At 34.2% G+C, this 26,468-nt stretch carries 25 protein-coding genes; 15 read left to right on the forward strand and 10 right to left on the reverse strand.

Annotation, left to right across the window (positions count from 1 at the left end; translation table 11 throughout):
* The first annotated feature begins 35 nt into the window (after window positions 1–35).
* The 11 genes from D9V42_RS03525 (at window position 36) to hisIE (ending at window position 11,121) form a co-directional block, all read left to right on the forward strand.
* Window positions 36–2,195 carry an RNA degradosome polyphosphate kinase gene (locus tag D9V42_RS03525; RefSeq protein WP_122063127.1) on the forward strand — a complete coding sequence of 720 codons (2,160 nt, stop codon included), beginning with the start codon at window positions 36–38 and terminating at the stop codon, window positions 2,193–2,195.
* 317 nt (window positions 2,196–2,512) lie between these two features.
* The gene (locus D9V42_RS03530; RefSeq protein WP_122063129.1) at window positions 2,513–3,829 is read left to right on the forward strand and encodes a D-serine ammonia-lyase; all 1,317 of its coding nucleotides are present in this window, start codon (window positions 2,513–2,515) and stop codon (window positions 3,827–3,829) included.
* 380 nt (window positions 3,830–4,209) lie between these two features.
* On the forward strand, window positions 4,210–5,025 hold the full coding sequence (locus D9V42_RS03535) for an ATP phosphoribosyltransferase regulatory subunit (RefSeq protein ID WP_107531482.1): 816 nt from the start codon (window positions 4,210–4,212) through the stop codon (window positions 5,023–5,025).
* Window positions 5,026–5,041: 16 nt separating this feature from the next.
* A complete protein-coding gene (hisG, locus tag D9V42_RS03540; RefSeq protein ID WP_122063131.1) occupies window positions 5,042–5,659 on the forward strand; it encodes an ATP phosphoribosyltransferase in 618 nt (205 codons plus the stop codon).
* Complete coding sequence (gene hisD / locus D9V42_RS03545; RefSeq protein ID WP_233665140.1) at window positions 5,649–6,905, forward strand: histidinol dehydrogenase; 1,257 nt, start codon at window positions 5,649–5,651, stop codon at window positions 6,903–6,905. Before hisG ends, hisD begins: the two co-directional genes overlap by 11 nt.
* Window positions 6,905–7,909 (forward strand): pyridoxal phosphate-dependent aminotransferase, encoded by a 1,005-nt coding sequence (locus D9V42_RS03550; RefSeq protein ID WP_107554335.1) that lies wholly within the window; start codon window positions 6,905–6,907, stop codon window positions 7,907–7,909. Before hisD ends, D9V42_RS03550 begins: the two co-directional genes overlap by 1 nt.
* On the forward strand, window positions 7,887–8,465 hold the full coding sequence (hisB, locus tag D9V42_RS03555; RefSeq protein ID WP_122063134.1) for an imidazoleglycerol-phosphate dehydratase HisB: 579 nt from the start codon (window positions 7,887–7,889) through the stop codon (window positions 8,463–8,465). The genes D9V42_RS03550 and hisB overlap by 23 nt, the downstream gene beginning before the upstream one ends.
* Window positions 8,462–9,058 carry an imidazole glycerol phosphate synthase subunit HisH gene (gene hisH, locus D9V42_RS03560; RefSeq protein WP_107554333.1) on the forward strand — a complete coding sequence of 199 codons (597 nt, stop codon included), beginning with the start codon at window positions 8,462–8,464 and terminating at the stop codon, window positions 9,056–9,058. Before hisB ends, hisH begins: the two co-directional genes overlap by 4 nt.
* The gene (hisA, locus tag D9V42_RS03565) at window positions 9,033–9,737 is read left to right on the forward strand and encodes a 1-(5-phosphoribosyl)-5-((5-phosphoribosylamino)methylideneamino)imidazole-4-carboxamide isomerase (RefSeq protein ID WP_122063136.1); all 705 of its coding nucleotides are present in this window, start codon (window positions 9,033–9,035) and stop codon (window positions 9,735–9,737) included. The genes hisH and hisA overlap by 26 nt, the downstream gene beginning before the upstream one ends.
* Window positions 9,734–10,492: an imidazole glycerol phosphate synthase subunit HisF gene (hisF, locus tag D9V42_RS03570; RefSeq protein ID WP_122063138.1), complete on the forward strand. Its 759-nt coding sequence runs from the start codon at window positions 9,734–9,736 to the stop codon at window positions 10,490–10,492. Before hisA ends, hisF begins: the two co-directional genes overlap by 4 nt.
* Window positions 10,489–11,121 carry a bifunctional phosphoribosyl-AMP cyclohydrolase/phosphoribosyl-ATP diphosphatase HisIE gene (gene hisIE / locus D9V42_RS03575; RefSeq protein WP_122063140.1) on the forward strand — a complete coding sequence of 211 codons (633 nt, stop codon included), beginning with the start codon at window positions 10,489–10,491 and terminating at the stop codon, window positions 11,119–11,121. The genes hisF and hisIE overlap by 4 nt, the downstream gene beginning before the upstream one ends.
* A gap of 88 nt (window positions 11,122–11,209) precedes the next feature.
* On the opposite strand, the gene D9V42_RS03580 is transcribed toward hisIE, so the two are convergent.
* Window positions 11,210–12,127: an ABC transporter substrate-binding protein gene (locus D9V42_RS03580; protein ID WP_122063291.1), complete on the reverse strand. Its 918-nt coding sequence runs from the start codon at window positions 12,125–12,127 to the stop codon at window positions 11,210–11,212.
* A gap of 179 nt (window positions 12,128–12,306) precedes the next feature.
* Here D9V42_RS03580 and D9V42_RS03585 point away from each other — a divergent pair, with 179 nt between their 5' ends.
* Entirely contained in the window at window positions 12,307–12,675 is a 369-nt protein-coding gene (locus tag D9V42_RS03585; RefSeq protein ID WP_122063142.1) for a VOC family protein, read from the forward strand.
* 266 nt (window positions 12,676–12,941) lie between these two features.
* On the opposite strand, the gene D9V42_RS03590 is transcribed toward D9V42_RS03585, so the two are convergent.
* The 3 genes from D9V42_RS03590 to D9V42_RS03600 form a co-directional block, all read right to left on the reverse strand.
* The gene (locus D9V42_RS03590) at window positions 12,942–13,475 is read right to left on the reverse strand and encodes a GNAT family N-acetyltransferase (RefSeq protein WP_122063144.1); all 534 of its coding nucleotides are present in this window, start codon (window positions 13,473–13,475) and stop codon (window positions 12,942–12,944) included.
* 41 nt (window positions 13,476–13,516) lie between these two features.
* Window positions 13,517–14,017, reverse strand: a complete 501-nt coding sequence (locus D9V42_RS03595) for a GNAT family N-acetyltransferase (RefSeq protein WP_122063146.1) — start codon at window positions 14,015–14,017, stop codon at window positions 13,517–13,519.
* Window positions 14,018–14,172: 155 nt separating this feature from the next.
* The gene (locus D9V42_RS03600) at window positions 14,173–14,877 is read right to left on the reverse strand and encodes an SDR family oxidoreductase (protein WP_122063148.1); all 705 of its coding nucleotides are present in this window, start codon (window positions 14,875–14,877) and stop codon (window positions 14,173–14,175) included.
* Window positions 14,878–15,080: 203 nt separating this feature from the next.
* On the opposite strand from D9V42_RS03600, the gene D9V42_RS03605 reads away from it, so the two are divergent.
* Window positions 15,081–15,350, forward strand: coding sequence for a DUF1413 domain-containing protein (locus D9V42_RS03605; RefSeq protein WP_107554325.1), 270 nt, complete (start codon window positions 15,081–15,083; stop codon window positions 15,348–15,350).
* A gap of 223 nt (window positions 15,351–15,573) precedes the next feature.
* Here the strand turns inward: D9V42_RS03605 and D9V42_RS03610 are convergent, their stop codons facing one another.
* From D9V42_RS03610 to D9V42_RS03630, 5 genes are all read right to left on the reverse strand, one after another.
* On the reverse strand, window positions 15,574–15,765 hold the full coding sequence (locus tag D9V42_RS03610; RefSeq protein WP_029378284.1) for a hypothetical protein: 192 nt from the start codon (window positions 15,763–15,765) through the stop codon (window positions 15,574–15,576).
* Window positions 15,766–16,000: 235 nt separating this feature from the next.
* Window positions 16,001–17,044, reverse strand: a complete 1,044-nt coding sequence (gene uxuA / locus D9V42_RS03615; protein ID WP_122063150.1) for a mannonate dehydratase — start codon at window positions 17,042–17,044, stop codon at window positions 16,001–16,003.
* 19 nt (window positions 17,045–17,063) lie between these two features.
* The gene (gene uxaC, locus D9V42_RS03620) at window positions 17,064–18,470 is read right to left on the reverse strand and encodes a glucuronate isomerase (protein ID WP_122063293.1); all 1,407 of its coding nucleotides are present in this window, start codon (window positions 18,468–18,470) and stop codon (window positions 17,064–17,066) included.
* Between the two features lie 20 nt (window positions 18,471–18,490).
* A complete protein-coding gene (locus D9V42_RS03625) occupies window positions 18,491–19,894 on the reverse strand; it encodes an MFS transporter (protein WP_122063152.1) in 1,404 nt (467 codons plus the stop codon).
* Window positions 19,895–20,291: 397 nt separating this feature from the next.
* Window positions 20,292–20,930, reverse strand: a complete 639-nt coding sequence (locus D9V42_RS03630; RefSeq protein WP_122063154.1) for a bifunctional 2-keto-4-hydroxyglutarate aldolase/2-keto-3-deoxy-6-phosphogluconate aldolase — start codon at window positions 20,928–20,930, stop codon at window positions 20,292–20,294.
* Window positions 20,931–21,452: 522 nt separating this feature from the next.
* Between D9V42_RS03630 and D9V42_RS03635 the strand changes: the two genes are divergently transcribed.
* Entirely contained in the window at window positions 21,453–22,298 is an 846-nt protein-coding gene (locus tag D9V42_RS03635) for an HAD hydrolase-like protein (RefSeq protein ID WP_122063156.1), read from the forward strand.
* Between the two features lie 3 nt (window positions 22,299–22,301).
* Window positions 22,302–24,026 (forward strand): glycoside hydrolase family 3 protein, encoded by a 1,725-nt coding sequence (locus tag D9V42_RS03640; RefSeq protein ID WP_122063158.1) that lies wholly within the window; start codon window positions 22,302–22,304, stop codon window positions 24,024–24,026.
* Between the two features lie 648 nt (window positions 24,027–24,674).
* Here the strand turns inward: D9V42_RS03640 and uidA are convergent.
* Complete coding sequence (gene uidA / locus D9V42_RS03645) at window positions 24,675–26,468, reverse strand: beta-glucuronidase (RefSeq protein WP_122063160.1); 1,794 nt, start codon at window positions 26,466–26,468, stop codon at window positions 24,675–24,677.

Genomic DNA, 26,468 nt, shown 5'->3' on the forward strand with positions numbered 1-26,468 from the left:
GTATCTAAGACTACTAATGAGGTGTAATAACAGTTATGCATAGAAATTTGGGAGAGAAGTATTTAAATTCACCACAGTATTATAATAATAGAGAGCTAAGTTGGTTAGATTTTAACTATCGTGTGTTACAAGAAGCACAAGATAAAAACAACCCATTATTAGAACAACTTAACTTTGTTTCTATATTCAGCTCAAATTTAGATGAATTTTTTATGGTACGGGTAGCCGGTCTACAAGATCAAGTCAAAATGGGCTATGATAAACCAGAAAACAAAGCACAATTAACACCAAAGCAACAACTTGATCAGATTAAAATTAAAAACAAGATGAACGTTGATTTACAGTATGAAGTTTATAACGAATTAATCAATGATTTACGTCAGTATCAAGTAGACATCGTAAAACCTCATCAGTTACCAGAAACGCTCTTAGCACAACTTGAAACAGAATTCAAAGTTGGTATATTACCTACTTTGACACCGTTAGGTATCGATGCTTACCATCCATTTCCTAAATTAAATAATAAGAGTTTAAATATTTTTGTAAACATTGATACAGCTGATGAAATTAATTCAGCTATTGTGCAAATCCCATCATTAATACCACGCTTTTACGCATTGAATGAAGGCGATAAACAATACATTATTATGGTTGAAGACATTATCACTTATTTTATAAATGATTTGTTTACAGGGTTTAATGTCATAAATACATTTACCTTTAGAATTACAAGAAATGCAGATTTAACCATCCATGAAGATGGTGCAGAGGATTTATTAATTGAAATTGAGCGTTTCTTAAAAGAACGCAAACGCGGTACAGCTGTACGTTTAGAAGTAGATGGCAGAGATGCAACACATGAAGATATCGTATGGATTATGAATCAATTAGAAGTTCATGACAATGATGTTTATTTCTTAGATGGACCACTCGATTTAACTATGCTTTCAGATTTAGTCGGACATTTATCTAATAAATTAAAACACTTAAAATATAATAAATACGTGCCACAAATCCCACAATCTTTAGGTGATAATAATATTTTTGATTTATCCTTAAAAAGAGATATATTTTTCCACCATCCCTATGAATCTTTCGAGCCTATCGTAGACTTTATACGTGAAGCATCTGAAGACCCTGATACGATTGCCATTAAACAAACACTTTATCGTGTGAGCAAAGACTCACCTATTATTAATAGCTTGAAAAATGCTGCAGAAAACGGTAAACAAGTTACCGTACTTGTAGAATTAAAAGCGCGTTTCGACGAAGAAAACAATGTTCATTGGGCTAGAATGTTAGAAGACGCTGGTTGCCATGTTATTTATGGTATGACACATTTAAAAACACACAGTAAAATTTCGCTAGTAGTTAAACGTATTAATAATAAACTTACTTCTTTTGTTCATCTAGGAACTGGAAATTATAATGATAAGACCGCTAAGCTGTATACTGATATGGGAATTATAACAACGAACAATGAAATTGCCGAAGATGCAATTAACTTTTTTAATTATCTAAGTGGCTATTCAATAAAACCAGTTTATAATAAACTGATTGTTGCGCCATTCGATATCCGCGATGTCTTTTTAGCTCGTATAGATAACGAAATTAAGACTCATCTAGAACACGGTAATGGGAAGATTATCATGAAGATGAATTCTTTGACTGATAAGGATATTATACTCAAATTATTCGAAGCTTCTTGTGCTGGTGTCAAAGTACAACTTATTATTCGTGGTATCTGTTGCTTAAAACCAGGAGTCCCTGGAATCAGTGAAAACATTGAAGTAGTGAGCATAGTCGGACGCTTTTTAGAACATTCTCGTATTTATTATTTCCATAACAATGGAGAAGATAAAATTTATCTCTCTTCTGCAGATGCGATGACGAGAAATATGATTAAGCGTGTAGAAATTCTATTCCCTGTTGAAGATAAGGCGATTGCAAGTCGTCTGTTAGATTATATGAATCTTCAGCTTTCTGATAATCAAAAAGGACGTTACCAAGATCAAAATGGTAATTACCACTATATTGAAAACAATTTGTCACCATTAAATTCACAAGCTTATCTGATGAATGAAGCTATAAAATTTGGTCAATCTTTACAAGAAAAATCTGCACAACCTCGAGTTATTTCATCCAATAATCGCAAAGGTTGGTTTACTAAAATTCGAAAATCTTTTAAAAAATAAATTGCTATCCTATCGTTTAGCTTTTAAGTCACGTCTCTAAAGTGTTTTACTTATTAGATTAGCAGTTACTACTCATGAAATAAGCTCATAAAAGTGGCATAGAAATCAAATTAAATCGTGATTTCTATGCCGCTTCTTTTTCTATTTGTTAACTGAAACTATTTTCTCTCACATGGCTCACAATGTTTTCTCAGATACTTGATCATAGGTAAGTTTTTTATCCATCCTATCAATGTTATCCGAGTATATACACCGATGATTAGATACACTTTGCTATAATATATATGAGAATGAATTCGAACTGTAGGAGGATGACTATGACCACGCTCAATCAACTTAAACAAGCGTTTCCTTTAATTAATAAGTTACAAGACTATACACCTTTATTCTGGGAAAATCCAAATTTTCAAAAACCAGGATCATTCCCTTTTACTATCAACGATATCGAAGAAGCTGCCGCAAGATTGGATAGGTTTACCAACTATATTCGTGTAGTTTTTCCTGAAACCGAGAAAAATGACGGTTTAATAGAATCACCTTTAAAGCATATTCCATTTATGCAAGACGCTTTAACGACATCAGAATTTCAAACTGATATAGGAAAATTATGGCTTAAATGCGATAGCCACCTTGCGATATCTGGTTCTATCAAAGCACGTGGTGGGATTTATGAAGTACTAAAATTAGCAGAAACTATTGCAATAGAGCAAGGTGACTTAAACTATAACGATGACTACAGTATTTTAGCTGAACCAAAGTATCAAACACTCTTCAGTCAATATAATGTGGCTGTTGGTTCAACAGGTAACCTCGGTTTAAGTATCGGTATTATAAGCGCAAAACTTGGATTCAGTGTAACAGTCCATATGTCGAGTGACGCACGTCAATGGAAAAAAGATTTATTGCGTGACCGTGGTGTAGAAGTTATTGAACATCAATCTGATTATCAATTTGCTGTTGCAGAAGGTAGGAAAGCAGCAGAACATGACTCTACCTGCCATTTTGTAGATGATGAAGGATCAGCCGATTTATTCTTAGGCTATGCCGTAGCAGCTTTAAGATTAAAATCACAAATTAGAGCACAAAACATACAAGTTGATGCTGAACATCCTCTCTTTGTATATCTACCATGTGGTGTTGGCGGTGGCCCTGGTGGGGTAGCTTTTGGTTTAAACCAAATTTTGGGAGAGCATGTTTATTGTGTGTTTGTTGAACCGACACATGCTCCGTGTATGTTACTAGGAATGATGACACAACTACATGATGAAATTGCTGTCACAGATATTGGTTTAGATGGTCGCACAGATGCTGACGGTTTAGCAGTATCATGCCCCTCTCGCCTCGTTGGTCAAATAATGAACAACTTACTTTACGGCGCATGTACTGTATCTGATAAGCAAATGTATCGATATTTATATACTTTGAGCCAAAAGGAACACATATTCATTGAACCTTCAGCAGCTTCTGGTTTTGCTGGTATAAAATCAGCAACTCAAACAGCAATTAATAATGGCATTGCTGTAGAAAATGCGAACCATATCGTTTGGGCAACAGGTGGTAATATGGTGCCTAAAGATGAAATGCTCAAGTACGTAGATTATGGCAAGAACTTAGTTGAAAATAATAACTATTAATTTCACTCTTCGCTACAACAATATATAAAAATCACTCAAGCAAAATAAATTACATGCTTAGTTAAATTTAATCTTGTTACTATCAAAACTTAGAATTGCATAATGGAACAGCAATCAATTTTTGGTAAAATCATTTTGTTATTTCGCCTAGTTAACGATGACTCAACATACTAAGTCCGCGACATCTATTTATGGCTCGGACTTTACTTTTATTTTTTATTAAAATGTATCATGTGTATATTTTGAGTTGGCTAAAATGAACTCTGCTCATTATTTTCAGAATATTTATTGAATTACAAAAACATCTATGTTAAAGTGTTCTTTATCAATTCACTTTAGTTCGGTAGAGAAACAAAGTAAACGTAAAGGATGGTTATACTATGAATGCTACAACACTTATTAAAAACAAAGAAATTGAACTCGCCTTTTTAAAGCATTTTCAACAAGCCGGATTTAAACTTGTCGATTTCAGCTTTATAGAATCTCTATCATGGCAAACACTTACAAAAGATGACCTTCAACAAATGACAGAGCGTAGTTTCTGGCAACATGACCATCATATCTTTGCGCTACGCAATGATTTTACTGATCAATTATTGCGTTATTATAGTAATTATCCGCGACAGTTAAGCAATGTGGCTTATTCAGGCCCTATTGTGCGTGATAATGAAGTCTATACTCAATTAGGTATAGAACACTACAATCCTACCATTACAGATATGCAAGAAGACTTTATGACTTTTTATGAGTTTATAAAAACCTCACTTAATGATGAGATAGATTTTGTTATTTTAGGACATTACCAGCTTATTGACTTACTTTTAACGACTAAAGAGCAAACTGATGAGGTATTAAAACTCGTCCAAGAACGCAATATTTCAGAGCTTACTTCGCAACTTGGTATCGCTCATCCAATCGTTCAATTATTAACTACTAAAACGACAGAACAACTGGATCTATTAAGTCAGCTCTTCCAACATGACCATCGTACTATACAAGCGTTAAGACGTTGGGAGCAGTGGTTCAAATCACTTGGTATTAGTGATATACATCTAGATATTACACCTCAGCCACCTCGTTCATATTACAAAGGTGCATTTATGAGATGTCATCTTAAAGAAAATAAATCTCAACAACTAACTGGTGGTTTTTACAAAGGTGATTTAGAAGGATTTGGACTCGGATTTATTTTATAAAAAAGGAGCGACACACATGCTTACAGTAGCTTTAGCAAAAGGAAGATTATTAAAAAGCTTTATTGCTTATTTAAATGAGATAAATGAACAATCATATGCACAAGCGTTAGAACAGAGAGAACGTCAATTATTAATTACTGTTGATTCTATCCAATTTGTATTAGTTAAAGGCAGTGATGTCCCTATCTATGTGGAACAAGGTGTAGCAGATGTAGGTATTGTCGGAAGTGATGTACTGGAGGAAAGTAATTATACAATCAATAACCTTCTAGATTTACCTTTTGGCAATTGTCACTTTGCTTTAGCCTCTAAACCAGAAACAACTAATTTCACTAAAGTTGCTACATCCTATATGAAAACAGCACGTAAATATTTTGAAGCGCAAGGACTTGATGTAGAGCTCGTAAAATTATCTGGTTCTATCGAGTTAGCTTGTTTAGTTGATATGGTAGATGGCATCGTTGATATCGTCCAAACCGGCACAACATTGAAATCTAACGGGTTAGTCGAAAAAGATACCATTAAGAATATAAATGCAAAACTTATTACCAACAAGCAATCATACTTTAAAAAATCAACGGAAATTGACGATTTAATTCAAACTTTGGAGGTGTCACTCATTGATTATAAATAAAGAGACATTTTTAAATGACTATTTAGATCAGTCCTCTTTAAATGAGGATTTGTATCCCCTAGTTAAAACAATTTGTGAAAGAGTTAAATTGGAAGGTGATCAAGCACTCAAAGCCTACAATAAAGAGTTAGACAAAGTAGATACACCTCAATTAGCAATTCCATTCTCAGAGTTAGAAGCAGCCTTCCACCGGTTAGACAATAACTTGCGAGAAGCTTTACAACACAGCCACGCACGCATTGAAACTTATCAAAAATCTATCAAATGGACAAGTCAACAAGGTTCTACTGAATGTTATGAAATGTATCATCCTATAGAACGTGTTGGTGTTTATGTACCTGGTGGCAAAGCGAGCTACCCTTCAACTGTATTAATGACTGCAACGCTTGCGAAAGTTGCTGGCGTCGAAAATATTACTGTTGTAACACCACCGCAAACAGATGGTCTACCTGATATCGTTTTGGCCGCATGTTATATTGCTGGCGTTGATAATGTATTTCAAGTCGGTGGCGCACAAAGTATAGCTGCACTTGCTTATGGAACTGAGACAATACCTAAAGTAGATAAAATTGTCGGCCCAGGCAATCAATATGTTGCCTATGCGAAAAAATATCTATTTGGACAGGTGGGTATAGATCAAATTGCTGGACCAAGTGAAATTGCTTTAATCATTGATAATACAGCTGATTTAGATGCGATTACATATGATGTATTTGCACAAGCTGAGCATGATGAATTAGCACGTACATTTGTTATTAGTGAAGATGAGGAACTGCTACAACAACTCGAGCAAAAGATTCAACAAACACTCACTGACATTGAACGTCAATCTATCGTAAAGGCAAGTTTAGCTAATCACCATTTCTTGATTGTAGTTGATGATTTCACAGAAGCTTGTGATTTAATGAATCAAATCGCACCTGAACATGCGTCAATCCAAACCGCTTCACCACGAGACTATTTAAATCATGTACGCTATGTAGGAGCTCTATTTTTAGGTCATTATTCACCAGAAGTCATAGGTGATTATGTTGCTGGACCAAGCCATGTATTACCTACGAATCAAACAGCAAGGTTTACGAACGGTTTATCAGTGAATGACTTTTTAACGCGTCACTCGGTCATAGATTTGTCTCAAGATACCTTCAATCAAATTGAAAAGCCCGCTCGTGAGCTTGCTCATATTGAACAACTATATAACCATGAACAATCTATTGAAATTAGAACAACAAAGGGGTCATATTGATGATAAGAATTAACAAAAATGAAAGCCCACTTCGTCCTTTAACAGATTCACAACTAGCTACAATAATACGAGAAGCATCATTTAACTTTTATCCAGATGATGAATACGAACGCTTTAAAGCAGCTTATGCAAATTATTATGGCTATACTGCTGAACAAGTTATAGCTGGTAATGGATCTGATGAACTGATTCAAAAATTAATGTTAATCATGCCAGAGGGCCCGGCATTAACACTTAATCCAGACTTTTTCATGTACCAGGCTTATGCCGCTCAAGTAAATCGTCCTATTGAATTTGTGGAAGCTGAGGACGATTTAACATTTAACCTTGAACAGATTTTACAACGGATTGAGGAAGTGCAGCCAGCATTTTTTATAATGAGCAATCCCCATAATCCATCGGGCAAACAATACGGTACTACATTTTTAAAAGCTATAGCTGACAAGATGAACAATATTGGTGGTTATTTCGTAATAGACGAAGCATACCTGGATTTCGGTGAAGCTTACAACTTTGATATGCAACCGCATGTACTACAAATGCGTACCTTATCAAAAGCATTCGGTATCGCTGGCCTAAGATTAGGTGTTCTAATTGGTACACCTGAGACAATTCAGCATATACAAAGTATTGAGCATCCCTATCCACTAAACACGCTTACGTTACACATTGCTTTGTATATGTTTGAACATCCTGAAAAAACCAAAGAATTCATAGATCATCAACGCCATTTAGCACTGAGATTAAGAAACTTATTTAGCGACTATGTTGCAGATATTATGGTCGTATTTCCGTCATATACTAATTTCGTACTTACTAAAGGAACGGAAGCACAAAACTTAGGGCAATATATTCAATCACATGGTTTTTTACCTAGATTGTATGATGAGCCAGAAATGAATGACTATGTGCGTTACTCCATTGCGACAGATTCACAATTGGATGACTTAGAAGAAATTATTAAAACTTGGAGGTCTCAATATGATTTATCAAAAAACACGTAACACTGCTGAAACACAATTAGCTATTTCACTTGCAGACGACAATCGTCCAAGCAAAATCAACACTGGCGTGGGTTTTCTAGATCATATGTTGACCCTCTTCACCTTTCATAGCAACTTATCTATTACTATTGACGCAAATGGTGATACAGAAGTAGACGATCACCACGTCACAGAAGATATTGGTATTGTTTTAGGGCAATTGTTGTTAGAAATGACCCGAGAAAGAAAATCCTTTCAACGTTATGGCGTAAGTTATATTCCTATGGATGAAACATTAGCACGTACTGTCGTAGATATTAGCGGGCGCCCTTTCCTTTCATTTAATGCACATTTAAGCCGTGAGAAGGTAGGCACGTTTGATACGGAATTAGTAGAAGAATTCTTCCGTGCATTAGTCATTAATGCACGCTTAACAACGCATATTGATTTAATACGTGGTGGCAATACCCACCATGAAATAGAAGGAATCTTCAAATCTTTTGCGCGTGCACTTAAAGCATCTCTATCAAGCAATGATATGGAAGGCACACCATCATCTAAGGGTGTGATAGAATGATTGCCATTATTGATTACGGCTTAGGAAACATTAAAAATGTACAACGTGCAATCAACCATCTTGGTTATGAATCTAAATTAACAGATGATCCAAAAGATATTGAAGCTGCTGATATGATTATTTTACCTGGTGTCGGCCACTTTAAAGATGCCATGCAAGCTATTCAATCACGAGGTTTAGTGGAGATTTTGCAATCTGTTACCAACAAACCTATGATTGGTATTTGTCTTGGTATGCAGCTGCTATATGAGTGGAGTGCTGAAGGCGAAGTATCTGGTTTAAAACTAATTCCAGGTCAAATCATACCAATTGAAACGCCCTATCCAGTACCTCACTTAGGTTGGAACAACCTAATTAGTAATCAACCAACACTTTCTCAAGATGTCTATTTTGTACATTCTTATCAGGCAGAAATGTCAGCATATGTTGTAGCATTTGCCGAATATGGCACACAAGTCCCTGCAATTGTACAATTTAAAAATTATATAGGCATCCAATTCCACCCTGAAAAGAGTGGCGATGATGGCTTAGCAATACTTAATCAAGCACTGAAAGGTGGATTCCTAAATGATCAAACTATGGCCAGCCATTGATTTAATCAATGCAACAAGCGTACGTCTTACTGAGGGTAAATATGATTCCGAAGAAAAAATGTCACGTAGCGCTGAAGAAAGCATTCAATTTTATAATCAATACAATTGTGTAGATCGTATTCATATAGTAGATTTAATCGGTGCTAAACAACAATCATCTATTGAACAAGACTATATTAAAGACTTACGTGCTCTAACTGATAAACCTATAGAAGTTGGTGGTGGTATTAGAAGTCTAAAAACCATTGAAGCGTATTTTAACGATGGTATTGATTATTGTATTATCGGTACCAAAGGTATTCAAAACTTAGAATGGTTAGCCGAAATGGCACACCAATATCCTAATCGTTTATACCTTTCAGTAGATGCCTATAGACGAGAAGTAAAAATAAATGGTTGGGAACAAGATGCTGAACTAGATTTATTTGAGCTAATTGAAAAAATTGAGTCATTACCAATTGGCGGTGTCATCTACACAGATATTTCAAAAGATGGGCGACTAGAAGGACCTAATTTTGAAATTACTGGACAATTAGTCAACGCAACTCAAAAACCTGTGGTTGCTTCTGGCGGTATCCGTCATCAACAAGATTTAGAAAAATTAGAATCACTTGGCGTCTCAGCAGCTATCGTAGGTAAAGCTGCACATAACCCTACTTTTTGGGAGGGCTTATCATGATTAAAAAGAGAATCATTCCTTGTTTGGATGTTAAAGATGGACGCGTCGTTAAAGGCATACAATTTAAAGGATTAAGAGATATTGGTAACCCAGTCGAATATGCACTGTATTATAACGAGCAAGGCGCCGATGAATTAGTTTTTTTAGATATTTCACGGACAGAAGCGGGTCATGACCTAGTGTTGGACGTTATTGAAGAAACGGCAGACAAACTATTTATACCATTAACTGTCGGTGGCGGCATATCAACTATTGATGATATTTCTCAACTCTTAAATCATGGTGCTGACAAAGTATCATTGAATTCAAGCGCACTTAAAAACCCTTCATTTATTAAAGAAGCCAGCGAAAAATTTGGTAGTCAATGTATATGTATCGCTATAGATAGTAATTATGATAGTGAATTAAATGACTATTTTTGCTATACGCATGGTGGTAAGCAACGAACAGACAAACGTGTTTATGATTGGGTTCAAGAAGTTGAAGCTTTAGGTGCCGGTGAGTTACTTATCACAAGTATGACGCATGACGGCATGAAACAAGGATTCGATGTTAATCATTTACATGAAATCGAACAACTTGTAAATATTCCAGTTATAGCTAGTGGAGGCGGTGGCAATCCAGAACATTTCGTTAATTTATTTAAGCAAACTGATGTTTCTGCTGGTCTGGCCGCAAGTATTTTACATGATAAAGAAACAACTGTAGATGAAATTAAAAAAACAATGTCCCAAGGAGGTGTCCCAGTGAGATGAATACACAACAACCTGATTTTAGCAAAGGGCTGCTACCAGCTATATTGCAAGATGTGAATACAAAACAAGTGCTAATGCTCGGTTATATGAATGAAGCAGCTTATCAACAAACACTCACAAGTGGCGTTGTTTGTTTTTATTCACGTTCCAAAGATCGTTTATGGACAAAAGGAGAAACATCTGGAAATACTCAAATCGTAAAGGATATCCATTTAGATTGCGACCAAGATACACTCCTTATCGATGTTGTACCAAATGGGCCAACATGCCATACAGGTAGTCAAAGTTGCTTTAATACACCTATACCTTTCAACGTGCAACAACTAGAACAGACCATAACTACTAGTGCCAAATCTAATAAAGAAAACTCCTATACGCAATATTTATTGAATGAAGGATTAGAAAAAATTACGAAAAAATTCGGTGAAGAATCATTTGAAGTTGTCATAGGTGCAATGAAAAATGATCGCAAAGAAGTAACGAATGAAACTGCTGATTTAATGTATCATCTATTTGTGTTATTACACTCCTTAGATATAAAATTTGACGATGTGGAACAAGTTCTAGCTCAACGTCATCAAACCGATAATAATTTCAAAGGAGAACGCACAGATATTAATCATTGGTAATAATGTCTTAAATAAAAAGACGAGATGGATGAGGAACAAAAATCTATTTTTAATAAGATTTCTGTAAACCATACGCATCTCGTCTTTTTTATTTGTCTTTCAACAACTCTTTTTTAAATAACTTTGCTTGTTTTTCTACAGAAATTAAATCTGCATATATTGCTTCATCCATATCATAATAAATTACGTTACCATTTTGTACAGCTTGGTTATTTTTCCAAGTGTTTGATTTTACGAAATCATTGTTAGGTTTCTGCCCTTCTTTTGTAGGGAGTAATAAATAATCTCCTGAATAATCATTAAATTTTTCTTTGGGAACTTTCATAAATTTCTCTTTTGGCATCACTTTTTGGGCTTCGGGATCCTCTTTTAAATTGAATCCTTCATAGATTGCTTCACTGCCCCGACCAAATCTAGGACCGAATTGATATATATCCTTGGCTTGAATATCCATGATTGAAAAAGTTTTATCTTCACCAATTTCTTTTTTAATTTCTTTACCATCTTTTGCTAGTTTGGATGCTAATTCATTAGCTTGCTCTTTAGCTTTTGCTTCTTTATTTACTAGCTTACCTATTTCTATATGTGTATCTTTATAATCCATATTCTGCACCTTCATTGGAACAGTTGGCGCTATTTTTTCTAATTTTTTGTTATTTTTATTTTCTTTATATGTAATGATTAAATCGGGTTTTAATTTTGCTGCTGCTTCCACATCTTCCGGGTCTATCTTCTTAATCTTGCCCATATCTAAATATTTGGAATCAGGAAAAACACTCGTTATCGCAATTGGTTTAATACCTAATTTTTTAAAATTGCCATAATTAGCTGTTAAATCAAGTACTCTCTTAGGCTTTTTAGGAATTTGGACTTTACTACCTTCACTTGTTGTATATGTTTTCGTCTTGGTATCTTCTTTTGAAGTTGCATCTTTAGACTCAGTGTTATTACCACAAGCTGCTAAAAATAATAATAAACACAACATGAAATATAATAATTTCTTCAAAATATTAACCCCTTCCATAGTATTATACTTCCATTCTAATCGAAAACGATTATCAATTGCAATATAATAATATAGAATTTTTAATTAATTATAGTATTACAATTTTCAATCTCACAAATTATTATAGTCGTTTTATTTTTACACTTTTGATATTATCAATTACAAAAGGAGTTGTTATTATGGAAAAGCATTTTATAGGAATTGATCATGTTCAAGTTGCAGCACCTGCAAATCAAGAAGATTTGGCTAGAGCATTTTATGCTAAAAAATTAGGTTTTAAAGAAATACCTAAACCAGATAACCTTGCACAAAAAGGTGGTGTTTGGTTTCAAATCGGTCAACAACAGCTTCATATTGGTGTTGAAAATAATTTTAGCCCCGCCAAAAAAGCACACCCAGCATTTGCAGTACACAACGCAACAGAAGTAAGAAAAAACCTCGAATTACAGGAAGTAGAAATTGTATACGGAGATGAACTTGAAGGTGCTGATCGCTTTTATATTTACGACCCTTTTGGCAATAGGCTTGAAATTATAGAATGGCTGTAAATCGACTCTATATATAGAGCCACTCTCTAAAGAGCCACTTCTTTATTTATAAAGTTAGTGGCTCTTACACATGAGTTCCTACTCAGGTGTTCCTCTTTTAAAAGCTAGTGGGACTTATGCATGAGCGTTAGCTTAGGTATTCTGTATTGAGTTATCGAGACTTACACATCGGACTTATTCAGAGCGTCTACTAAAAATTTTCAATTATGGCGAGGGGCTATGTAACATCTTATCGCAAACACATAGCTTATCATCATAAACAGATGTCACTCAAAAAGATAGATGTCGCCCATTTCCTCATAATTGTTATAACTGCTTATTTTTTCAAATCCTAACGATTGCGCAGTCATAATAGAAGGAAAGTTGTCTTTTTTTGTGCGCACAAGTATTGGATGGTTCACTTGTATGTCGTTTTTCACATACGCTATGATTGCTAAACATGCTTCTTTGGTAAAACCTTTTCGTGTATACTCTGGATTCAATCGATAAGCCAAATTAAGGTATGTTTCACCTAACATTGTTTTATATGTCAAGCCACACATACCAACCATTTGACCGCTTGCCTTTTCTATCATTAATGCGTAACCAAAACGGTATTTAAACCAATGTTCAATCCATGACTTAAGCATCTCTTCTGTTTCTTCTATACTTTGATGAGGTCCCGCTGGATTATAAATGTTTGTTCTCGGATCTGAGTGTAAACCATGTAAGTCAGTTAAGTATTCTTGAGAAGGTCTTACTAAATATAATCTATCTGTTTCAATAATAAAGTTTGTCTCCATAATATAATCTGTCTCCATATTTTACCCCACCTTAGTTTAATATCTGCAACTGCTATATATTATAATTCCATGTACATTAAATCTTCATCATAATAACTATTACCATCAAATAGTGCTTTGGGTTCAGTTCCGTACCACTTAAATCCTAGTTGTTCATATAATGCAATAGCGCTTTTATTTTCGGATAGTACACATAATCCAATTATTTTCACAAAGCCTAGTTCATTTACCTCGCTAATTATTTTTTTAATCAGTAAACTGGCAATACCTTGTCGTCTATATGAAGGATCACAGTATATCGTTACTAAGTTGCCTTTATGTTTCACTTTTTCTAAGGTTTCACTATAAAAAGTACCTATACAAACTAATGCGGTGTCGTCAAACGCACCCATTGTAAATTGAGTTTCTGAAGATATGATTCGAGATTTAAACTTACCTAGTGGGAATTTCACCTCACGTTTGTAAGTAGAGGCAAAACCTTTCGGATCAGTTTGCAATGATTTCAAACGCAGCTTACGATATTGTTTCACATCGCTTTCAATTAATCGCCTATAGTACATTAATTATCACTTCTTTCATAATAAAGGGGCACAAAAATATAAATTTTAAGAGTGAGACAAAAATCAACATTTATAATTTGATTTTCACCTCACTCCCATATGATTCACAGATGACAAAGTACATCATCTATAAAACAACACTTACCTGTGCTATTTTATACTGGTCTTACGGTAACTTCATTGATATTGACATGACTAGGTTGTTGTAACGCATAAACGACAGCTTCAGCAATATCTTGCGGATCTAACTTCTTACGAGAACCCCAATCTGTGTTACCGCTTAATGGTGTGTCTACCATACCAGGTGAAATACTTGTGACTCTTACACCTGTTTTAGCTAATTCTTTTTCTAATCCTTGTGTAATCGTATGTACCGCCGCTTTAGATGCGCTATATAAGGTACTTTGTTTTGTCACTTCAAAACCAGAAATAGAAGCAATATTTATAATATGCCCGGTAGATTGATTTAAAAATATTGGTAAAACTGCATTAATACCATATAAAGTACCTTTGACGTTGACATCAATCATATTTTCCCATGCTTCAACATCACCATCTGTAATGGCAGAAGAAAGCATTAAACCAGCACTATTCACTAATATATCTACATGACCAAATTTATTTTCAGTCTCTTTTACTAATTTGGCTACTTCATCTTTTTGCGTAACATCTACGATATGTGTATCAATTTCAGACTGACTATTTTCTTGAAGTTGTTTTGCTACATCTGATAAACGTGCTTCATTACGTCCTGTTAATACTACTTTAACACCATGTTGTGATAATGTTTCGGCAATACTTGCGCCGATACCACTACTCGCACCTGTAACAATTGCAACTTTATTTTTTAACTCACTCATCCATATCTTCCTTTCTACTTCAATTTAACTATGTATAAGGTTATTTCCCTATTTTCACTTATTTTATCATGTTAATTTATTTTTTATTAAATTTTTGAATTATAACAATTATAACAATTATTCATTACCTATACTTCCATTTAATGTGGGTATATAATGGGTGTATATCAATTTAATAACGTTTGTTAAAAGGGGGATTAAATTTGAATTTTGATGAAAGAATCAATCATTTACATGTATCTATGGCCAAAGATAATTTTGAATTTCGTTTTGAAGCTTTGTTTGAACAAGAAGAATGGATTCAAATGTCTTTAAGTCAACGCAATCAACTGGAACGTGAATTCCGTAGCTACGTGGAACAACATGATCATTTACGTATACCGTATGCTTCACAAGACCACATTCGCATGCGTATGTACAATTCCGTTTATGATTTTAATTCGGTTAAACATAATTTCAAGGCATATATCTAAGCTCAGCCGTTCAATAGATTTTCGTTTAAATTAATATAGAAAAAGCCTACACTACTGTAAAAACAATAGTGTAGGCTTTTCTTAATACTGGGGGTGAGGGTGTTTAAATAAATCATGAAAGTTTCACTGGGGAGAAAAACTTACACGAAGTTAATAGGTTTTTATTGTAAGCGCATATTAAAAACACTATTAAACTTCAATTCACATCGATGTATACAGTGTATTATTGGTTAACTAATAGCTCTTTCTTTAAACCATAGTTGTAAATTTTCTCTGCATCAATGTAAGCTATATAGTCAATACTTCTGTATCCATCTTTAATGTCATTAATAATACCTTGATTTACACCTGTGTGTGTGTAAATTTCATAACTACTTTCGTTTGAAAAAATAACTGCTTCAATTACTTTTCTCATAATTAATCACTCCGTAGTTTTTCTATTAAGAAGCTTTGTTTATCTTCTACACCCTTATCATAATCCATGTACTAGTAAATTAAAAGTATTTTGTGATTATTTTCACAAATTTATCACTTTTATTCTTTTTCCGTGTTCCATTAAAGTCTTATATTTGACATTTCTCTTTGCCCATCAAACATAATCATTATTAAACCCTTTAAAAACGCTGGCACTTATTTTCTAGGACTTTGTGCTATGCTTTTTTAACTATTGCCTCATATAAACCATTTAAATATGTTGCACCTAGTGCTCGATCATATAAACCATACCCTGCTTTTCCTGTTTCTCCCCAAATCATACGTCCATGATCTGGTCTGATTGGTCCTTCGTATCCAAAATCATGTAACGCTTTTATAACTTCATACATATCGATAGAACCTGCTTCTGATAAATGTGCAGCTTCCTGGAATGACTTATTCCCAACTAATTTCACATTACGTGCGTGGACAAAATGAACCCGTCCTTTTTGACCAAAATATGCTAACATTTCTGGGAAATTATTTTGCTTATCCGAACCCAAGGAACCTGAACACATAGTCAAACCATTATACTTAGACGGATGTAAGCGAATGAACCTTTCTAGATTTTCTCTATTTGTAATAATTCTGGGTAATCCAAATATCCCCCAAGGTGGATCGTCTGGATGTATAGCCATCAGTACATCTGCTTCTTCTGCCACAGGTATTACTTTGTTAATAAAGTAACTTAAATTCTCCCATAACTTTTCTTCATCAATTGTTTTGTAATCTGCAAAAAGTGTAGCTAAGTCTTCTTTCGTATAGCTTGAATCCCACCCCGGTAAAGAGAGTTCACCTTTTAGTGGATCCATTTTAGCAATTTCTTCTTCATCATATATGAGCGCTGTTGAACCGTCCGCTAACGGAAAATCTAACTGTGAGCGCGTCCAATCAAATACTGGCATAAAGTTATAGCACACTACTTTAATACCTACTTGTCCTAAATGATGTAACGTTTGGCAATAATTTTCAATATATTTATCGCGCGTTGCCTTCCCTAATTTGATATCTTCATGTACAGGTACACTCTCAATGACCGACAGCTCTAAATTTGCATTTTCAATTTCTGATTTGAGCTCTTGGATTTTATCTAATGGCCACACTTCGCCTACTGGTATATCATAGATTGCGCTGACAATACCTTTCATACCTGGTATTTGCTTGATATATTCTAAGCTGATGGGATCATCCTTACCATACCATCTAAATGTCATTTCCATTCCAAATGACAGCCCCTCTCTAAATCAATTTAAAGTAATTATAAGCGTTGTAATAACAAATATTTTTAATTAACTTCCCTAATAAACTTGAGTCATCTGGTATTTCTCCTAACTCCACCAAATCACCAATATAAGTACATAGAATTCTTCTAAAATAATCATGTCTTGAGTAAGAGATAAAACTTCTAGAGTCTGTTAACATGCCAACAAAATGCATCAATAACCCTTGATCTGCTAATGATGTCATCTGATTTAACATGCCGCGTTTCGTATCATTAAACCACCATCCCGCACCATGTTGCACTTTACTTTGTATGTCAGTGTTATTTTGAAAATTTGCAATAGTAGATCCTATAACGTCATTATATGCCGGATTTAAATTGTATAATATTGTTTTGGGTAAATGCTCACCTGAAGCCATCATATTTAGCAAGCTATTTAAGTTTTCAGCAAGATTTTGTTGATCTCGTATAGAATCAAAACCAGCATCGGGTCCTAATTGTTCAAATGCCACAGTATTATTATTACGTATTGCGCCAAAGTGAATTTGCATAACCCAGCCTTTTTCATTATAAATCTTGCTTAATTCATTTAATAAAAACGTTTGAAATTGTGCATATGCTTTATTACTTACTTTTTGTTTTTCCAACCCTTTTTGGAAGATATCATCAATATCCGCGCGATTGTAAGACTGATACTCAATCGTATTTAATCCATGGTCTGCTAATCGTCCACCTCTATCATGGAAATAATTAACTCGTATTTTTATAGCTTCTATAAAGTCATCTACATTACTAATAGGATGTGTTAAGCCACTTAATGTTTCTATGAATTCAGCAAAACTTTCTTCGCCAACTTTAAAAGCAATATCTGGTCTAAACGAAGGTAAGACCTGAGTCATGAAGTTTGTCTGAGTACGCAACTCATCATGATAACGCAAATCATCTGTAGGATTATCTGTAGTACAAATCAACTTAACATTTGATTGAGTAATTAAAGATTGTGCTGTAATATTATGACGCTGCAAATAACTATTAACTTGATCATATATTTGATCAGCATTGCGTTCGTTCAACACTTCATGCACATCAAAATACATCGCTAACTCTAAATGAGACCAATGATATAAGGGGTTTGCAACCGAATTTTCTAATGTAAGTGCCCATTTTTTAAACTTCTCTCTTGGAGAAGCATCACCAGTTATATAGTATTCATCAATACCTTGTGCACGCATTGCTCTCCACTTATAATGATCTCCCCCTAACCACAATGCTGTGATATTATCAAAGTGTGTATTCTCACTAATTTGCTGTGGGTCTAAATGGCAATGATAATCATAAATAGGCATATCTTTTGCGTATTTATCATATAGCTCAACTGCTTTTTTATTTTGTAACATAAAATGATCAGTGATAAATTGTGTCATTACTGAAAACGCCCTTTCCATTAAATTTCTTCTCTTAATGCTAGTTCTTTAACAATTTGTTTATGACGCTTATCTGTTAGCGGATAACCAATTAAGAAGATAATTAGCGCAATTAAACAACCTACACCTGGCACAGCAAAGAATAATATTTTAAGACCTATTAAAGTTTCCGTAGTCTGAGCAACATTGGGCTGATAACCAATCATCGTTAATGCAAGACCAGGAATAAAACCTGCTAAAGCTTGTGAAATCTTACGAGTGAAACTATAGCTTGAATACGTAATACCTTCAGAACGTATGCCAGATTTCCATTGCCCATATTCAACTACATCAGCAATAAATGCCCAAGTTACTGTATTAGGTATAACTAAAAAGAATGAAGAAATTGTATTTACTATTAAAAATGTCGTTATATGATCTCCAAAAAGTGCAAAGTTTAAAATTTCACACAGTACGAATCCAGCTATACCTATAATAGCTGTCATCTTTTTCCCTACTTTCTTACTTAACAACGTTGTTATATAAAGCGCTGGAATAAGCACGGCAAAGTTTAATGTACTTACAAGACCAACTAAATTAGGTGCATCCATAACATACTGGAAATAGTATAATTGAGATGACTGTTTTAAAAACATCGACATAATTGTTAATAATGTATAAATCGCTAATACTGCAAAGGCTCCATTTTTCAACAAGCTCACAAATGCCTTTTTACCCATACCTTTTGTCTTAGGACGTTGTATCACGTGTCTTTCTTTAACATTTTTATAACAAATTAAATGTAGAACAACTCCTACGACAGCTAATAATGCAACTGCAACAGGGTAACCAACTGCATGATTTGGAAACTGATTAACTAACGGTATGACTACAATACCTGCCACAAATAATGCCGCTTGTGACCCTAAGTTTCTATATACTGAAAGCTGGGTTCTATCTTCAGCATTAACAGTCATAGACGCAGAAAGTGACCCATAAGGTATATTTACAACTGAGTACGCCGCATTAAATAACATATAAGTTGCAAATGCCCAAATCGTTTTACCAGTTTGATCTAAATTTGGCGCAATAAATGATAAAACCGTACAAATTGCAAGTGGTACTGTACCATATAAAATAAACGGTCTAAATTTACCACGTTTTCCAATATTTGTTCTCGAATCCACATAAGTGCCTACACCAGTATCTACAAAAGCATCAAATATTTTTGAAACAAGAAATACAAGCCCACCATAAAAAGCGGAAATACCTAGTATATCCGTAAAAAATTTCAATAAATATATTTGTCCCATATCAAACATCATACCGTTACCTAAATCACCTAAACCGTATGATAATTTTTCTTTGAATTTTAATTTTGGTGTACTAATATCGTCAAATTTTTCTTGCTTTGTTTGTTCTTTCTTCGCTGACATTGAAACCATAAGATGACCTCTTTCTAACGTTTGATGTCCCCTAAACATTTACTTAAACATTAAAATTATATAAATATAACTGTCTTTGTCTTTATTTATAGTTTTATAAGTACTTCTTTTATAAATACTTTAAAAATAATTTGAATCATAGAATGATTACAATAAAGGATAGTCAAACCTATCTATATTCATATTCCAATTGCACATATATTTTCATAAGTTAAAGATTCTATAACTTTATTTTGTAACCCCAACGATATATGTAAACGATTTCAATAAAATTCAAAATTTTTTACGACTCATACTCATATTACCTATATCGTTTGTTAATCAACAATTACTGATGTTTAAAATGTTATGCTATTTACTGAAATAATGAGAATTGACAGTTACCAAAGTTAAAATGTTAAGCTTTTATATTTTTAAATCTTTCCACAAATGCACGTGTTTGTTCTACAATAATTCGATCCGCCCCATCTTGAGCACCTTTGGTTAATGCACTACCAATACCTATGGCAAACGCCCCTTTTTCATACCATTCATGCATATTTTCTATGGATACGCCACCTGAAGGCATCATTTCTACTTGTGGTATCGGTCCATGTACATTTTTTATAAAATCTGCCCCTAAGCCATCTCCAGGGAATAACTTCACTACGTCAACACCATGTTGCAAAGCGGTTGTTATTTCCGTAACCGAACTACATCCTGGTAGATAAGGTATCGTATATAAATTACACATCCTTGCTATTTGTGCATCAAAATGAGGACTCACAATAAATTTTGCTCCATTCATAATTGCGATACGCGCTGTAGTAGCATCCATAACTGTTCCGGCACCAATTAAAACATCAGTTTTATATTTCGTACTTAAAGATTTTATAACTGTTTCCGCATGTGGTGTCGTAAATGTAACTTCAATATTTAGTATGCCTCCTTCAATTATTTGTTTACATTTTTGCCATGCATCATCCTCCGTATTACCTCTAACAACCGCAACCAGATAATTTTCTTGTAGTTGTTGTAAAGTTCGCATTTTATTCATCATCATCTTCCTTTTCTGATTAAAATCTCATACTCAACTCACTTTCATTATATTTTTTATTTATTTTCAGTCAATTACAATAAAAATTTGTCTAAATAGTGTCGTCATATAATTCGCAATAGAATCATTCGAAAGTACTTGATAAATCTAAGATCAATACTAATATCTCAAATTTCAAATGATATAAAAATTAAGTAGCGTACAAATTTGTAGTGGCGCAGTTAATCAATTGAATTATTGAAATATATGCTCTTTTTTATAAACTTATTAACATTTTTAGAAATAAATTAGCCTAAAATAGCATTTTTGTGAATTAAATCACATAATTAATGATTATTCTGTAGTTTTTTTGAAAGCTAAATGCTAACTTTAATAGTGTAAAGAAAGCGCTTTATCATATGGATTATCTGCTTTAATAGCATAATAATTCCAATCGTCTTTTACACTACTCAACTCAATTATGATTGTAAAAGACATTATGATAATCACTTTATTTAAACTTATGGGAGAGGAATTTTAAAAATGATTCAATCTTTATCACACTATAAAGCTAAATATAATAAACTCATTTGCGTTGATTCAGATGGATGTGCCATTGATTCTATGACTATTAAACATGAACGCGCTTTTGGTCCAGCACTTGTCGAAGAATGGCATCTCGAAGATGAATCAGAAAGGATCTTAGAACGATGGAATGCATTGAACCTTTATGAAATAACCAGAGGCATCAATCGTTTTAGAGGTCTTGAAAAAATGTTAGGAGAACTTGTTGCAGAAGGTTTAGACATTCAAGGATATGACGACATAAAACAATGGGTACAAACTACCCAATCTTTTTCAAATCCTAGTCTAGAAGAAGCTATTGAAGATAACCCAAACAAATCTGGTTTACGCAAAGCTTTATCTTGGTCTCATAAAGTCAATGCACGCATTAAAGAACTTCCTAGTATCGGTCCTTTTAATCACGTACATAATGCCTTAAAAGATACCGCTTCATTTGCAGATATAGCTATCGTATCGTCAGCCAACCTTTCTGCAGTTCAACATGAGTGGGAGTCTTATCATTTAACACCATACTTGAATGGCATGTTCGCCCAAGAAGCAGGTACAAAAGAGCGTTGTCTCGAAGTATTAAAGTCATTCTATAACTTAGAAGATATTATTATGCTAGGTGATGCTAAGGGCGACTTGGAAGCTGCTCAAGCACATGATTTATATTTTTATCCTATTCTTGCCAGCCACGAAGATCAATCATGGCTAGATTTTCACAATAAATACTTAAAACTATTCAAAGAAGGTCGTTTCAATCAAGATATACAATCTTCTTTAATTTCTATTTTTTATAATAATTTTGAAGGAGTGAAATAATTAATGGTAAAAGTAAACCTAAAAACATCCCCTTATAATCTAGACGACACACAAATTGCTTGGGTTGAAGAAACACTAAAAGATTTATCAAGTGAAGAAAAAATTGGACAACTCTTTTTCAATTTATTTTCATTAGAGGGTGGAAAAAAATTCCACGATGCAGATTTGAGTAATAAAGAAGTTTTAGAACGTTATCATATTGGTGGCGCACGTTATGAAGGCGGCAATAAAGTTGAAGTACAAAGCTTACTCAATGACTTACAACAAAATACAAAGATACCTGTACTTGTCGCAGCTAACTGTGATTCTGGAGGTAATGGCGCATGTAAAGATGGCACTTATATTGCAAGCGCAGCACAATGTGAAGCTGCTCAAGATACTAAGGTTGCATACAATGCTGGGCTCGTTTCTGCACGTGAATCTTCAGCATTAGGTGTACATATCAATTTCGACCCGTGTGTAGATATTCTTAAGAACTGGCGCAATACTATAGTAAATACACGCTCATATGGTACAGAGGCACAAACGGTCATTAAATATTCTAGTGCCTTTATTGATGGTTTCAACTCAGAACATGACATGATTACATGTATTAAACACTTCCCTGGGGATGGTACAGAAGAGCGTGATCAGCATTTAGTATTGGGTGTAAACGAATTATCTACAGAAGAATGGGACAATAGTTTCCGTAAAGTTTATCAACACCATATTGATCGAGGCGTACAAATGATTATGGCTGGGCATATTGCACAACCTGCTTATTCTAAAAAGTTAAACTCAAACCTAGAAGATAAAGATATTTTACCAGCAACATTATCAAAAGAACTTATCACTGATTTACTTAAAGATGATATGCATTTTAATGGTTTTGTCGTTACAGATGCTAGTCATATGTTAGGTATGACTGCTTCTATGCGTCGTGAAGATTACGTACCTCTTTCAATTGCTGCTGGATGTGATATGTTCCTCTTCTTCAATGATTTAGAAGAAGATTATCAATTCATGCTAAACGGATATAACAATGGTATCATCACAGATGAACGTTTAGATGATGCTGTTCGCCGTATCTTAGGGCTAAAAGCACAATTGAATTTACACAAAAAACAAGTAGACGGAACAATCATTCGCGCTAAAGAAGACTTGCAAGTTATCGGTTGCCAAGAACATTTAGACATGCGTGCTGAAGCTGCTGATTTAGGTATTACCCTCGTAAAAAATACATTAGATCAATTACCGATTCGTCCAGAAACACATAAAAACATTCGCCTTTATGTAATTGAAGGTGAGAAAGATGGTATTTATAAATCTGCTAATAATGTACCAGAAGACATTATTAAAGAACTTGAATCGAGAGGTTTTAATGTTACTTTAAACGATGGTTCAACACGCGTTAAAGGTAAAACATTATCTTATCGTGAAGACGTTGATGCAGCACTTGTCTTCGCTAACATTATCGGTTATGCTGCTGAAAATAACTATCGAATCAAATGGGGTACTGCAATGAGCAATGAAATTCCTTGGTATGTACACGAAGTCCCAACAGTGTTTGTCTCATTAAATTTCACAACTCATTTACACGATGCAACAATGGTGAAAGCTTATATAAATGCTTATCATTCTAACCCTGAAACTATTAAACAAACAGTCGATAAAATTATGGGGTTGAGCACTTTTAAAGGTACTTATAACGATTTGGTTTGGACTAATAAATGGCAAGCCAAATTATAATATAGACAACAACATAATATAAATGAATAAATAGGGATTAGGAACATCAATCCCAGAAAAAGAAACACTCAAATGGTTTAATTTGTACTGAACCCCAAAAGTTGTACTTTGGTTTAGTATTATATTTCGAAGAGGCTGGGACATCAATCCCAGAAAAATAGCCCTCAGATGATTCAATTCATCTGAGGGCTTCTTTTTGTTTATTCAATACTTCGTATTGTTTGGCTCGCTTTCTTAGGAGACAGCTTCAGCCTGTAGTCTTCACCTAGTCCTGTTCCCTCAAGAGTCTCGCCAAAAATACGTCACATTCATATGTAATTTTACATTAAAACACTTTAAAAAAATAAGGCTCTTGCGTATAGTTTAATAAAAACTACTAAACTAAATCAATGAGCTAACTATGATCAAAACAATATTGAAAAAGACAATTTCTATTTTAATTCAATAGAAATCGCCTTTTTTCACTTATCCAAGAACTTTATGTCTCAGATTCTTAAACATTATATTGGGCTCGTGGGACTTATGCATGAACTTTTACTCACATCACAGTTAAGTCTGTCATGCTTTCACTTCTAGTCATCCTTATCTCGGGTATGACAGAAACCTTTTAAATAAATTATATTTCTGTCTGACTCCCATCCTTATCTATTATATTTTATATCCAAAATCCGGAATATTTGACCATCTTTCTTTGAAGTAATGCGCAACGGCTTTTGGCCTTCTTTCACGTGTGAAAATCCCTTTCTTATTTCCTTGAACTCTAATAATACCAGTAGAAGTTTCAAAATCTGCAAAATTCCATACCTGTTCTCCAATAAATTGTGGATACTTATCAATAACTTCATGATTGGCTTCATAATAACGTATTTGGTATTCCTCTGTGAATAATTCATCGTTTAATGCATGCATTCCTGCCACTGTATCGGCGCCATATTCAGTAAACATAATTGGTTTACCTGGCTGTTTAATACTCCAACCATCTAACTCTTCTGCTAGGGCCAATTTAGCTGCTTTCAAATCTGCTGTTTGAGTATACCAACCATAGTACCTATTTAAGCATAAGACATCGACTAAATCTTGCACTTGGCATGTGTCTGGTTGAGAAGTCAGTATGGTTACAATTGTAACAGGTCTCTGTTGTGGATCACATGTTCGTGCTAAATTCACTAATGGTTCGAAATATGCTTTGGCCCCCTGTTCGTCAGAAGCTGGCTCATTGGCAATCGACCACATAACTACACAAGCATGGTTTTTATCACGTTCAATCAACCCTTTAATCACAGCTTCATGCGCCGCTTTTGTACCTATTTCTTCAAATGTATTTCTTGCTTTTTCACCAGTTAAAATGGCATTAAAGTTTAAATGAACTCCTACAGCAGTCGTTTCATCAATCACCACTATACCTTGTTCATCAGCTAAACGCATCATTTCTTCCGAATACGGGTAGTGCGAAGTTCTAAATGAATTCGCCCCTATCCATTTCATCAAGTTAAAATCTAATACATTCGCTACTTCATTCATACCTCTGCCATGATAATAACTATCCTCATGCTTACCAAAACCTTTAAAATAAAACGGCTCTCCATTAATTAAAAATTTATCCTTAGCCACTTCGACAGAACGTATACCAAATCGCTCAGCATAAGTATCAATTAACTCTCCATCGTCTATAAGTGATACTTCTAAATGATATAAATACGCATTTAATGGTTTCCAAAGATGTGGATTCTGAACCTTTATCGTACCTTCTACACCTGTTGATTTCGCTATAACTTCCTTGTCTTCATCCACTAATCGAACCTCAACTGTCCCTTCGCTATGGCTCGTACTCACTTTATAATTTACATAAGCATCATCACCTTGTAATTCAGGTACAATTTCAATATCTTGAATATGCATCTTAGGTGTTGTATATATTTTTACAGGTCTATGTAACCCCGCATAATTGAAGAAATCAAAGTTTGGTGTGTTCTTCTTAATCACATTTCCTTCTGCATCTATTATTTCGTTATAATCTCCAACCGGTAAAGTTGTTTCATCTAATATATTATTTACGCATACCGTTAAACGATGTGTCCCAACTGTGTAAGCTTTATCTAATGTTACTTCAAATGGTAGGAAACCACCTTCGTGTGATGTTACCTCTTTACCATCAATATATACAGTTGCCTTATGTGTTGCTGAACCAAATCTTAAAACAATACGTTCATTATTTAATACGTTGGGAACAGTAAATGTTCTTTCATACCAAACGTTCCCTACATGGTTACGAATATTAGCAGTGACACCTTGATCATTGAACGAACCTGGCACAGCCATGACTTGTTCAGTATTTAATGGTTGTGACACATCAATGTGATCTTCATTTTCCTCTAATTTAAAAAGCCAAATACCATTCAAATCAATCATACTTCTAAATTCATTTACAACTGGATACAACAT

Origin of the sequence: Staphylococcus pseudoxylosus (assembly GCF_003697915.1) — a bacterium.
GTDB lineage: Bacteria > Bacillota > Bacilli > Staphylococcales > Staphylococcaceae > Staphylococcus > Staphylococcus pseudoxylosus.